The organism is Geomonas ferrireducens (genome assembly GCF_004917065.1).
Classification (GTDB): Bacteria; Desulfobacterota; Desulfuromonadia; order Geobacterales; family Geobacteraceae; genus Geomonas; species Geomonas ferrireducens.
Genome location: NZ_SSYA01000002.1, coordinates 1138880 through 1151676, shown reverse-complemented (window position 1 = coordinate 1151676; position 12797 = coordinate 1138880). Strand labels below are relative to the sequence as shown.

Genomic DNA, 12797 nt, shown 5'->3' with positions numbered 1-12797 from the left:
TAAGAGGCTGTATGGGCAAAATAGTGCAAGCTACCATTTGCTGTTTTCTCCTCCTTGTAATTGGCTTTTCCGTTTCGACTGAAAGTGCAAGAGCAAGCGAGGTGAATGTAAAGAATAAGACCGCTATCGTCGGCGGTAAGGGGATAGCGGTTACAGCATCTGGATCGGCACGTGTCATTATTAATCAGACAATCCAGGAAGAAGATCCTGCTGTATGGGAAAAACTGAATAACTTGCAAAATCAAAATGCGTCGCTGCAATCCACTAATCTAACTCTACAAAGCGAACTCAATAAGTTGCGCGAGGAAGCTGCTCTTCGCATAGTCCTAGGCGCAAAGGGACCGAATGCTGATGCAGCAGTAAAGAAAGCTAGAGATGAATTAGCTGAAGGAAGGACTATTGCAGCAGAAAATTACCTCAAGTTTTTAGAACAGAAGATGTTGGCAGGAGCTAAAGGCCAACTAGCAGACGCAGCTAAGTTAGCGCGTGAAAGAGCGAGTCTTGCCTCGTGGAGAGATAATGTTGCCGCTGAGTCAGCTGCTCATAACGCTGTAGAATATGAAGCGGATAATCCAAAGAACTGGATAATGCTAGGAGACGTATTTTATAACCAAGTCAAATTTGGTGCTGCATCGGAAGCATATTCAAAAGCTCAAGAACTAGCTGAAAGATGTTTAATTGCTGAGTCAAAAAACAATGAATGTATTATGGATTTAATCACCACTTATGACAAGCAAGTTAGTATCCGGCATGCTCGTAGCGAGGTGGCAGATAAGCTTTTAGAATATTATAGAAAAAGTGCTGTATTAATCAAGCAGGTTCTGTCCCGTGATCCTGATAACCCAACATGGATGTTCCAACTGGCAAAAGTTTATTTGGAAATGGGTGAAGTTAGTATTGCGGATACTGGAGCAGGTGACTCGGACCTGTTTGACAATAGCTTTGAAATTATGAGTAAACTTGTCTTACTTGATGCCGATAATATGGAATGGCAGTTTCTTTTTGCCGAAGTCCACAACAGAAGGGGGCGGGTAAAGAAAATTAATGGTGACTTTGAAGGTGCTTTGAGGGATTACCATAAGGGGCTAGAAATATACCAAAAGCTCAAATTACCTTCCTTAAAGATAGGATTTGCCTTAAACATTGCTGAAATCTACAAAAATATCGGGAATATCTACTCCGCCCGAGGCCAACTTAATGAAGGTTTGGTTAATTATGAAAAAAGTATAAAAGTTGTGCAGGAGGCCCTTGCCGCCTATAAGGAATCTTTCCCGCTGTTAGTAAATCTATCTAATTACTATCGAAAGATCGCTATCACTTATGTTCAGATGGGAGATAATAGTTCTGGCTTAATTAACTTTCGAAATGCTGCCGATGTGCTTGAGGGAGCAATAGAGAAATACCCAGAGTTCGAAAGCCTGGTGCTAAACCTTTCTATATGTTATGAAGACATAGGAAAATTGCATGTAGATGGTATAGATCTAACTGAAGGGATTAATGCTTTACAAAAGAGCTTGTCACTTCTGAAAAAGTTTGAATCTGATAATCAAGACGTGAATGAAGGAAAGCTAAATCAGTCATCTGTGTTAATGGCTATCGGTGCTGCTCAAATGAAGCAGGGAAAACACAAAGAGTCGCTACTTAGTTTAAATGCTAGTATAGAGATAATAACTAAGGCTGTAGCTTCTCTTCCAAATAAGAAAGATTGGGCATACAACCAGGCCAAATGCCATTTGCACATTGCCCTAAGCTATAAAGAGCTTAGTAATTTTCAAGAGGCAAAAACGAATATTAATTCAGCTCTAAAAATTATAGGTGTTTACAACAAGGTTCAAACTGATGACACTGAATGGAACTTATTATATTTTGAAGCACTGTACTTATTAGGTGACTTACAGGCAGCAGAGGGTAGCCTATTGGAAGCAGTCGAAAGTTATGAGAAAGGTCTTTCCGTAATAAAGAAAATTTCTTCTGGTGGAGAGGACAACTCTCAATGGAGATTCCAGCTTGCGGAGGTTTTGATTGCAATAGGTGACGTTTATCGAGCACGGAGAGATTTTGCCAGAGCCATTTCTCCCTACGCTGAGGCTCTGGAATCTACCCAAAGACTTGTGAAAACGAGGAAGGATAACGTAGATTATGTGTTAGAGTTATCAGGTGTATACGGACGACTAGGAGAAGTGCAGCAGGCTTTGGGCGATTATCCTGCGGCACTTTACAATTTTGAGCAAAGTCAAGCTGTTGTCGTAAGCGGTGAACGGTTAAAATTGAAACAAAATCAATTCAAACTCACCAAATTAAAGACTTTTTTAGGCATAGCTGATATTCATAGCAATAAACTATTGCATGAAGAAGCTATAGCTTATTATAAAAAAGCCATAGCTGTTGTTGAAAGTCTCGAAAATATCAACCCACCTGTTGTGGATACAACGGCGCTTTATGTGGAAATACATAACCGACTTGGTAACGAGTATAAAGCAGTAGGTTATTATAAGCTTGCAATAGCTAGTTATACCAATTGCCTTGCGATGCTTCAAAAACTTTTTAACCAGAATGGACAGGATATTCAGCTCGAACTAGCTATTGCTGCTATGTATTACAATATTGCTAGTTTAGCGCCAGAGGGAATCTCTATAAATGATGCCTCTGAGAATTACTATAAAGCTCGGGAGGCTTTGTTAAGAGTGATGCTGAAAGGTGGTACTGCAACAGGTTATAATGAGCTTACCGGTGTTGTTAATGCCATAGGTTGTAAGTTAGAACGGTTGAGTAAAAAAAATATGCAGTGTGTTCAGTAATATTCTTTTTGTGTTAACAGGATGCTAACGAGTTCAAAACGTGGAGAGCCATCCGCTTCTTCTCTTCATCCATCATCCCCAACAGTCTCAACACCTGATCCTCTATCCTTTCTTCCTGTACAAGGTGCTGGAAGTCAAATAAGTCCTTCATCTCTACCTGGAGGTGCTTGGCAATGGCCTCCAGTGTGTCCAATGATGGAGCACTCTTGCCACCTTCTATCCTCGATATCTGCTTAGGATCCACGCCCACCTGCTCAGCAAGTTTCTCTTGAGACAATCCCCTCAGCTTCCGTACCTCTCTCACTCTCGTCCCAAGTAACTGTTTGGCTGTCTGCATATACCCCTCCTGATGTGGTGAGGTGGAGTATCCGCAGAAGTATGATGATTTGTAATACCATGTAATGACCTTAAATTAACTAAATATAGACTTTTAATGTCCTGTATGGTACATCATATGACATTTTAATAGTTGTATAGGGACATCTTGTGAGCACCGCTGACATGGGAGGGAATATGAGTCGTGAAAGTGAAAGCATCTTTGAGGGGATTGGATGCCTGATTGCTTTAGTGGCTACGGTCATGTCGATTGCCAGTATTCCGTTTCTTGGGCCGATACCGATTGCTGTTGTATTTGGGATTGGATATTCACTGTACAAGTCAAAAGGCAAGTTATAATTAAGTGAGAGGAATAGATATGGTGCCAGAGGGGATTGAGGAGTCTGAAAACTATGGTTGGTGCAGATATTTGTGTGAAAAAAAATCAGAAATTATAGTACAGTGTCCAATATGCCAACAAAAATCCATTATATACAAGATAAATATTGATAAATCTAACGGTGAAAACCATCTACATTTTGCTATTAACTGCATCTGTGGCAATTCTTTTTATAAGGTAGCCCCTGATAACTATATTGTTAACACTTCCGAATTTGACAGTATCAAAAGCACAGGTGTTTCACCGGTTAGCACCTGCAGTGAAAATTTAAAAAACAAAAACGAATATTATTTACTTAAACTTCTTGCTTTACCAGCATCTTCATCATTAGACCAAATTACAGAAACCTATGATATTTTCCGCAAAAAATGGAATCCGAATAACTTTATAAACGATCCAGATAGATACTTTGAAGCACAAAAAGTATACAATGATGCTGAAATTATGTACAAAGCTATGTTAGAACATAGATCCGTGAAAAATATTGAAAATTATAGCAATGTAAATTTAGATTCAGCTCAAGCTAACTACCCGATGTTATTTCTTGGGAAATCTGGTGATAGGATAGAAGTCAGGTGCGGTAAGTGTTCAAAGGACAGCTGGATTAAGGTTGCCTCTGCTATTCAGACCCCTCAAGGATTTCAATTTGTCGGGGAAGGTGAGTGTACGTGCGGAAATAAATTTAATTGTACTGAATATGACGGTAACATTGCTGAAATACCTACGCATGGTGGGTTGGTCACAGTGGCGTTCTTGTTGGGATTTGGTATAGTTGGCGGATTGTGTTTGGGAAGTTATTTTAGGACTAAAAGAGAGATATCTAAAGGTGATTATATCGCTGCTGTTAAATCATCTGCCAATACAAGGCAGAATGCTTTATTTATTATTTGGACATCGGTTACAGCCTTGTTGGCAATAGTTATTTTTATTTATTTTAAAATGCAAGGTGCAAAGTATTGAACAAAAAAATAACATCTTATCGGAGTTAGATTACTAGTTTCAAGTTTCAATCAATATTTTTTAAATAGTCAGATCGTATAGAGCATGTCAACTGCGACATGCTCTTTTTTTATCTCAAGGCTACCAGACTGACCAATCGAAGAAGTCAGACATTACAGGTAAGCCTTTAGACGGAGATGCACCATGTGTAAGACCTACGATGTCATCAACCAACGTATCATAGAGTTACTGCAACAAGGAACCGTTCCATGGAGGAAGACCTGGAACGCTACCACCAACCAGCCGAAGAATCTTATCAGCAAGAAGGAGTACCGAGGCATCAACGTCTTCATGCTCGCATGTCAGGAGTACAGTAGCCCGTATTGGCTCACCTTCAAGCAGTGCCACGAGAAGGGCGGTCATGTTCTCAAGGGAGAGAGGTCAACGCCGGTAGTTTTCTGGAAGTGGATAGACCGCAAAGATAGTGACGGATCTGACCAGGAGGAGACCAAGCATGGTAAGGTGCCGTTACTGAGGTACTACAACGTGTTTAACCTAGACCAAGTAGAGGGTATCACCGTCCCGCCATCACCGGAGGCAACTGCCACCCCATTCTCTCCTATTGAACGAGCAGAGCAGATCATTGAAGGTATGCCACTGCCACCAGACATCAGACATGGCAGCAACAAAGCTTGCTACTCACCCATGCTCGATTACGTAAAGCTACCAACACCAGAAACGTTTGAGTCATCAGAGGAATATTACAGCACTGCCTTTCACGAGTTGATCCACAGCACCGGTCATGCCAGCAGGGTAGGGCGTAAGGGTATCATCGAGACCAACAGCTTTGGCTCACATGAATACAGCAAGGAAGAACTGGTAGCAGAGATGGGAGCAGCGTTTCTATGCGGTCATGCTGGTATCGAGCAAAAGACGTTGGAGAACTCAGCGGCTTATATCGCTGGATGGCTTAAAGCTCTCAAGAATGATAGGACATTGCTAGTACATGCGGCAGCTCAGGCCCAGAAGGCCAGTGATTACATACTTCGACGAACAGGAGGTGATCAGGACCAAGGCGAATTAGCAGAATAGATCTACCAAGAATCCTTCCTCAGCAGATCAAACTTATTCCCCCACAGTAACATCCTCAGCAAGACCACCCACTCTCATTACTCAGAACCATTCGCTGCAACTATTCGGAATACCACAACTTCAACTGTAACAAGGGTGACCAGCCTTAGCAGAATCCAATTCTGATATGCAGACTCGCCCCTCACGCCTCTGTAATTGCTCTACAAACCCATTTCTTAGTTGAACCCATAGTAACCCCTTAACCGACTAATTTGTCAGGAGGAACTAGCATGCCTTACTTCCGTTGTCGTAGCTGCAACGCTGTGTATGAGGACTACTACCCACCAGACGATACCTGCATCTAGTGCAATACCGGAACCATACGGATCATCACCCCAGAGCCAGACCATAACGTGTCTGGCTTTTCTATTTCAAAGGAGGAAGACCAATGTGCATGACACCGATCACCCCGACACTGAAGTTACACACCCACCTGGACAAAGAGGGCATCCACATCAACAGCCTCATCATGAAGCACAACGGGAACAACTACCACCTGTACGCCGGAACCAAGGACACCATTTACATCTTCAGCCAGCCCATTGCCCTGTACGTACTCACCGTCAACAGAGAGCATGGAATCATCGGGCTCAACGCCTACATGTCGCCAGAACCATTCCCCATCAACAATTTCTACATGCATTCCACCAAGGAGATCAAAGACATGTTCGGCCCTGAATGGGAACAGCTACCAGCCATCGACATAACCCAGAAACTCATCAACTACCTGATGTAAGATTATGATTTGGTCTAGTTAGAAAGGAGGGACTGAACTGTTTTGAGGACATCGAGAGGAGAGAAGGGCTTAGTGAGGACACTGACCCCATCAGGAAGTGGTTGCGCTGATGTATACCCACTCATGAAGACTACTTTGATGGATGGACTAAGAGAAGTCATTATCTTATAGCTCGATATACCGTCCATTCGAGGCATGATAATGTCGCTTATAACCAGCACTATTTTGTGCATGTCATTCTTAAATTTTTCAATTGCATCTATGCCATCAGCTGCCTGGATAACGTTGTAACCCTGGCCAACCAGCAGATCAAAAAGCATGGACCTTATGAGCTCGTCATCATCAACAAGAAGGATTTTGCCGAGTTTTTCTCCACAATTCATAAGGACCTCGTTGCCAAGCTAAGTGCTCCGGTCATAGTGATCTGTATACAGGAGTTTTGCATTCAAAGCTGTAGACAATTGACCACATTCTTATGGCCCCGTAGCATTCAGTACCTCCCCCCCCCATGTACTTTAAAACTCATTAGTGTACATGCATGTTTGTGCGATTCAACAGCTTTCCACTCCACCTGTTGATAAGTCCTCAAATCCTGTGGATAACCGTGTAGGTTGTAACGCAAGAATAGGCACTTTTACGACTTGCATATTTTCTAGACATTTCTCTAACTATCCGTAATCACATGTCAATATTTATTTGGTTAGATGCCTGTTAAGCGAGCTGTATGCAATTCACGTACTTAGCCTGTAACAAATGAAAGGAGGTGGATAAACCATTAAAATTACGAGATGTAATACATGATCTAGAAGGGCTACGGTTCCTAATTGTAGATGGCAACATTAAAACTAACGGAGGATTTACTATGACAATCGAAACACTATTCGGACCAGAGGAAGTACCAGCACCCAAGCCACGCACCATCAAGCTCAAAACGATCAAAGCGGTCTACCAGACCTTCACCGTCAGCGATACCATCACCGGCTACCTCAAGCCCAACACTCGCTATACCTCTGCATCCCAAGTGTTCGATACCTTCAGTTTCCTGAGACATGAGACCAAGGAACACTTCATAGCTCTCCACCTGGACGGGAAGAATCGAATCGTTTGCTGCGACATGGTGAGCACCGGATCTCTTAATCAAAGCATTGTCCACCCGCGCGAACTGTTCAAGACAGCACTTCTATCGTCTGCAGCAGCGGTGATCCTCCTGCACAATCACCCCACCGGAGACCCTACACCATCAACGGAAGACCTCACCATTACCCGAAGACTCCAAGAAGCAGGGGATCTCATCGGGGTACGTGTCCTAGACCATATTATCATTGGTGACAGCTACTACTCATTTACCGAAAGGGGGCATCTATGAAATGCGAATACTGCGGAAGGATACTAAGGCCGGGAGACATCATCCACGGAATCAAGTATGGGACGTTGACCTCTATAGGCTTCGAGGCAGCATCGGACTCTGCGGTGACAGTGATATGCGGACCATGCGGGAACAAGGTTTATCAAATCGTGTATTCCTCATTAGACGACAGAGTATTAACATACCCAACTATTCTCAAGATGGTACCTGAACTTACCTCCCTCATGAAGGATGCATATCGACTGGTCCAGGCTATTGCCAGTTTACCAGCCTCAGACCAAAGATCACTTCAACATCTGTTATCAACCAGCAAAGACATAATGTGACGGCTGGTGAAGCGTTCGTTTCTTTGTCACCAAGTTTGTGATATAAAATTACTCTGTTCCTGAAAGGAGGTATGGCATGTTCCAGTTTAAGAGTTTGTTCTGGTCAAAAGAAACGAAAATGGCGGTTCAACGTTTAAATGAGTTCAAAGAGCTAAATGCTGAGTGGATAAGCCGTAGAGAGCGGATCTATAACTCATTCTCAATGTCGGATATAAAGAGAAACATACGTGAGTTTAAGTGTTGTGCTGAATGTGGTGATCTCACGAAAATATTGTTGAATATAGATTCAGTATTAAATAAAACTGAATATTATTGCAGGCCCATGTTTAACGGTCTCATCTTTAGAGCAAGGATTGGAGAATATGATAATGTTAAATCTCTGTGGTATCCTCCCAGCCAGTTAATAGATACTTTTGGTAGGTGTAATTTCCCTAAAGAATCGGTGTTTTATGGTGGTTTTGCTCCAGAGACGGCGATTTATGAAGTCGAGCGTTTTGCCGAAATTCATTCACAAGAACCTTACTGTAAGCTTGCTACAGTGATTGCTCTGCAACCTAAACCTAGAGTGACTATAGAAATGATGATGGTCGGTTTCGAATATGAGGAAGAATATATACATAAAATTCCTAGGCATACAGTTGTTAATGTGGAGCTGCTTCCTGAAATTTATCGGGTTGTTATGATGAACTATCTAGATGCTAAGTTGACTATGAGTAATAAAACATTTAAGAAGTGGAGATTATTGAATGGATTTATTGCGGAGATGTTTTCTTCGGTAAATGAAAATAAATACAGTTATCTTATTAGTAGTTCGATATCAAAAAAACTATTCGATGTGTTAAAGCCTGATGCGATAGTATACCCCAGCGTAATAAATAAGAATGGCGCAGTTAACATTGCAATTAAACCTGATGTAATTGACAGATGTTTTGATGTTAATAATGTAATGCTTTATCACCTTATAAGTCATAATGGTGCAGATGAACTAATCTTCCCTAGCAAGATTGCAGAAAAAATTAATGATGATGGGTCCTACGAATGGAGGACCGTGATGTTTGAAGATGACGAAGGTAGAAAGATTAGAGATGCCATTGTTAAGCTGCCTAAAGCACAGCAGGAGGGTTTTGACCACTTTCTTGATGCGTTCAATAACCCAAATAACGCCAAAATTCTTTTTAGTCACCCTGATTCACCTAACTAGTTAGAAGAATTCTTCCCTGCCCACAGTCTAAAGTCCCGTCAAAAATTAACTTCAAAACACCAGCTTCAGTTATTCATAAATTTCCCTATCAGCGTCAAATAGGGCACGAGGGCCAACAGGCTCTTTTTTTGTGCCCGAAATCAAAGGAGGTATCACGATGGCAGTCTACAAGCGAGGAGATAAAGCAGTGTATTACATGAACTTTACTGTTGATGGAGTTCGAGTCAGCAGGAGTACTGGCAAGTTCACAAAGAAGGAGGCCAAGCTCGTTGAAGCCGTAGAGAAGAAGAGAATGATGGTAGATGGCGCATTATCCCCAAGAGAGAGAGCAGCAAGGATGCTCTTGAGCTTTGCCATTCAGAAGACCTATGACGAACGGTGGAAGGACAACAAGGATGGACTCAAAGCCAAGCGATTAGCTGAACGTGCAATTGATCTGATAGGGGATATACCCCTCAGCAAAATCGAGGACGAGACCATCAAGCGCATGGTGAAGAAACTGGAGGACTCTGGTGTAAAGGGTGCCACCATCAACAGATACCTTGCCACAATGAAGACCCTGTTACGCCACCACCAACAGCCGTGGGAACATATCAAGCTCAAGAAGGAGAGCAAGGGGAGGATACGGGTACTGTCCAAGGAAGAGGAGACCACTGTTGTCAGTTTGCTACGGGATACCGGACACAACAAGAAGAGGAGCTATTACCCTGAAGCCGCTGACTTGGTAGAGGTCTTAGTTGACACCGGATGTAGGTTAAGCGAGGTCTTGAATCTGAAGTACGAGGATATCAACTTTGACACCAACCTCATCAGCATCTGGATCAACAAAGGAGACAAGCCCAGGAGTATCCCCATGACAAAGAGGGTAGGGGGAGTTCTACTGGCTCGACAGGAAGGTAATTGGCTAAAGCCCTTCACTATCGACATCGACCAAGCACAGAAGGCATGGAATTGGGCTAGGAAAAGGATGCTGCTGGATGATGATCGAGAGTTCGTAATGCACTCGCTCCGACATACATGTGCTACCAGACTGCTGGACAGAGGAATTGACCTCTATACGGTTAAGGAGTGGTTAGGGCACAGCACGATTCAGGTAACAGAGCGGTATGCACACCTAAATCCTTCCAAGCTGGCTCATGCTGTTGAGGTGTTGGAACTCTAGGAAACCAAGTGGCAGATTGTCGGACAGGGATTAACTTGAGGTAACAGTGAGACCTGTTATCTCAAGTTAATAGGACATGTTCGCTATTGATATTATGCAGATATGGTGGTAAAAGTGAGACCTGTAGTGAGACCTTAGGGTTGATAAAAACATATATGCAAGGGCTTGTCGTGAGCTGTAACCCCTCGAAAAGACTCAAGGAAGGGGTCGGACGTTCGAATCGTCTCGGGGACGCCACAAATAATAAAAGGGTTACAGCATCTGCTGTAACCCTTTTTTCGTTTTGGCCCGTTGCCTTAAAGACGCTCAGAAAAACTTATAATTTTATATGTGTCCCCTTGTGCCTCAAGACTTAAGCAGAAGAAGACTTTCTTGTTCACTGGTGATACCATTCTCATGGTATTGAGCCTATTTGAAGCGCGATTTTATATTGTTATTTTGTATGTATTCCAGCATTGATTTCGATATTGCTGATAATATTGGGTACATTGGGCGTAACATGTTTAAATAACCAATTAACAAGTAGTACGCAAACTTTTTCCTGGACAAAATTGAAAGGCCAATAAAAACATGTATGAATGACATAAGAAGCATAAATATCTCAAATGGTGAAATCTCGCCGCCGTATGGAATCCCTTGTATAGTATAAAGCAAGGAAAAAAATCCAAGGATGATAAAATAATAGTAAGCAAAAGCTCTGATTGGCCTGAATATATCATCGGTCTTCACTGCCTTTCCTCTCTGGTTTTGGAATTCACATTTTTGTGCATTGCATAAATTTCATGCATGCTTTGCACTTCTACTGTGTGGCACAGTTTTTAAAATTATTCAAAGTTTATTTTCCAGGGCGCAATTTCACCTTCTGAGGTTCCTCTTTCATTACAACCCGCAATTGAACAACCACGCCCAACTCCTAGAGTTCTTGAGGTGATGGAACCATTATCAGAATAAGACTCTGAGTATGACGCGCCACCAATACTTAAGGCAGAATATGCACTGTTACCATCGAAAGATTCTCTTCCGCTGGTATTGTAAAATGTGAGACGAGATAAGGAGATAAGATAAGGATAAGTAAGGATAAGTAAGGATAAGTAAGGATAAGTAAGGATAAGTAAGGATAAGTAAGGATAAGTAAGGATAAGGGGACACGTATAAGTTTATAAGAGTCTGCACCAGAGACTCATGCCGCCCTTATCGTGTGCGCTCTGCGGCCCAAGAACTCTGAAACCAACGGGTTCACGACTGATGTTATGACCCGTTTTACGTTGTTTGGCCGTTCGCACCGCGGTTCGGGGGGCAGGGGGACGTTGTTGACTTCGTTGAGTTCACTCCAGCAAGTCAACTAACTCAACAACGTCCCCCCCCTCCCAAACGCTGTAGGCCCTTTTTGCTCTTGGTCTACCTCTGCTGTTCTCCCCTTTGCATGCCGACTTAATCGCATTGACTGCCAGCCGCTCGAAGGCCGGGGCCCATCCTGAAGATCTCCGCCAGCAACTTGTCAGTCACGCGGTGGAGACGTTCACCTGAGTTACTTTCATCGGCTGCCCACCACAAGTAGACATAAGGCTCTTCGATACAATCAACAGGGTAAAGGACCCAACTAAAAAGACTCCGCTTGAGAAAAGCCATGCGCCTGTCATCACCGCTCCTGCATCAGTAACGGCGGGCAAGCCTTTCACCGTGGAAGTATCGGTCGGGGAAGTGCTCCACGGAATGATTCCCGCCCACTGGATAGGCTTTATCGAGCTCAGCCTTGGCAACGAGCCCGCTGGAAGAGTGGATTTGCAGCCGAGGGGGTACCTGGTACCGAAAGTTGCCTTCACCGTTGTGGTCCCCAAAGAGGCAGCATCGACCGGAAAGGTTACACTGGTGGCAAAACAGCAGTGCAACCTCCATGGTCTATGGGAAGGAACCCTCGATATCGCAGTGACCTGATTCCAGCCGATGGTTCTGGAGGATGTATCGGGTTACTGGCGATGGCATGGTACACACCACAATCGCATACTGTCGGGTGCAGCGCGCGCAGAAGACGTGCGGGGGCGAGGTCGGGCGCCCTACTATTTGGTGTGAGGGGCGCGCGGGAATTCTGGCGCCTGTTATGTCCAAAATTCCTGTTTGCATTTCTAGCTGACAGGCAGATAATTACTCTTACCTGCTATGAAGACAATCGTACCGAAAGGATGCCAACCACATCCATCGAATGCGAAAACCTTCAGAACCAGGTAAAGGCTCCCGCTCCACCAGCATCGGTCCTGAAAAAACCGACCGCTGAGCGTAGACACTGCTAGCATTAAAAACGCTGCTCTGTCGCCGGGAGCCACCAACGAAACTGCTTTGGTCAGAGACCGCAATTAGACTTGCTGAAAACGAGTCCTAATTACAGCGGCAACCTCCCAAAGCAGTTTCTTTTTTTGTGCCCTCCA

11 protein-coding genes and 1 pseudogene are annotated in these 12797 nt (G+C 43.5%); 10 read left to right on the top strand and 2 right to left on the bottom strand.

Annotation, left to right across the window (positions count from 1 at the left end):
• Nucleotides 1–11 precede the first annotated feature (11 nt).
• Complete coding sequence (locus tag E8L22_RS13880) at nucleotides 12–2798, top strand: tetratricopeptide repeat protein (RefSeq protein WP_162604837.1); 2787 nt, start codon at nucleotides 12–14, stop codon at nucleotides 2796–2798.
• A gap of 13 nt (nucleotides 2799–2811) precedes the next feature.
• Here E8L22_RS13880 and E8L22_RS13875 read toward each other — a convergent pair whose 3' ends face one another.
• Nucleotides 2812–3135 (bottom strand): helix-turn-helix domain-containing protein, encoded by a 324-nt coding sequence (locus tag E8L22_RS13875; RefSeq protein WP_136525731.1) that lies wholly within the window; start codon nucleotides 3133–3135, stop codon nucleotides 2812–2814.
• A gap of 176 nt (nucleotides 3136–3311) precedes the next feature.
• On the opposite strand from E8L22_RS13875, the gene E8L22_RS21400 reads away from it, so the two are divergent.
• The 4 genes from E8L22_RS21400 to E8L22_RS13860 all read left to right on the top strand — a co-directional run bounded on the left by E8L22_RS21400 (nucleotide 3312) and on the right by E8L22_RS13860 (nucleotide 6319).
• On the top strand, nucleotides 3312–3473 hold the full coding sequence (locus tag E8L22_RS21400) for a hypothetical protein (protein ID WP_162604836.1): 162 nt from the start codon (nucleotides 3312–3314) through the stop codon (nucleotides 3471–3473).
• 19 nt (nucleotides 3474–3492) lie between these two features.
• On the top strand, nucleotides 3493–4473 hold the full coding sequence (locus tag E8L22_RS13870) for a hypothetical protein (protein WP_136525730.1): 981 nt from the start codon (nucleotides 3493–3495) through the stop codon (nucleotides 4471–4473).
• A gap of 183 nt (nucleotides 4474–4656) precedes the next feature.
• The gene (locus E8L22_RS13865) at nucleotides 4657–5544 is read left to right on the top strand and encodes an ArdC family protein (RefSeq protein WP_136525729.1); all 888 of its coding nucleotides are present in this window, start codon (nucleotides 4657–4659) and stop codon (nucleotides 5542–5544) included.
• A 427-nt stretch (nucleotides 5545–5971) separates the two neighbouring features.
• Nucleotides 5972–6319, top strand: a complete 348-nt coding sequence (locus E8L22_RS13860) for a hypothetical protein (RefSeq protein WP_136525728.1) — start codon at nucleotides 5972–5974, stop codon at nucleotides 6317–6319.
• Nucleotides 6320–6333: 14 nt separating this feature from the next.
• Here the strand turns inward: E8L22_RS13860 and E8L22_RS13855 are convergent, their stop codons facing one another.
• Nucleotides 6334–6702, bottom strand: a complete 369-nt coding sequence (locus E8L22_RS13855; protein ID WP_136525727.1) for a response regulator — start codon at nucleotides 6700–6702, stop codon at nucleotides 6334–6336.
• Nucleotides 6703–7319: 617 nt separating this feature from the next.
• Between E8L22_RS13855 and E8L22_RS13850 the strand changes: the two are divergent.
• The 5 genes and pseudogenes from E8L22_RS13850 to E8L22_RS13830 form a co-directional block, all read left to right on the top strand.
• Nucleotides 7320–7685 (top strand): annotated as a pseudogene (locus E8L22_RS13850) (JAB domain-containing protein); the annotation flags it as partial.
• Complete coding sequence (locus tag E8L22_RS13845) at nucleotides 7682–8011, top strand: hypothetical protein (RefSeq protein WP_136525725.1); 330 nt, start codon at nucleotides 7682–7684, stop codon at nucleotides 8009–8011. The pseudogene E8L22_RS13850 and the gene E8L22_RS13845, both read left to right, overlap by 4 nt.
• 76 nt (nucleotides 8012–8087) lie before the next feature.
• Nucleotides 8088–9212: an RES domain-containing protein gene (locus tag E8L22_RS13840; protein WP_136525724.1), complete on the top strand. Its 1125-nt coding sequence runs from the start codon at nucleotides 8088–8090 to the stop codon at nucleotides 9210–9212.
• A 157-nt stretch (nucleotides 9213–9369) separates the two neighbouring features.
• Nucleotides 9370–10374 (top strand): tyrosine-type recombinase/integrase, encoded by a 1005-nt coding sequence (locus E8L22_RS13835; protein ID WP_136525723.1) that lies wholly within the window; start codon nucleotides 9370–9372, stop codon nucleotides 10372–10374.
• A 1536-nt stretch (nucleotides 10375–11910) separates the two neighbouring features.
• Nucleotides 11911–12309 (top strand): desulfoferrodoxin family protein, encoded by a 399-nt coding sequence (locus tag E8L22_RS13830; protein ID WP_136525722.1) that lies wholly within the window; start codon nucleotides 11911–11913, stop codon nucleotides 12307–12309.
• Nucleotides 12310–12797 lie beyond the last annotated feature (488 nt).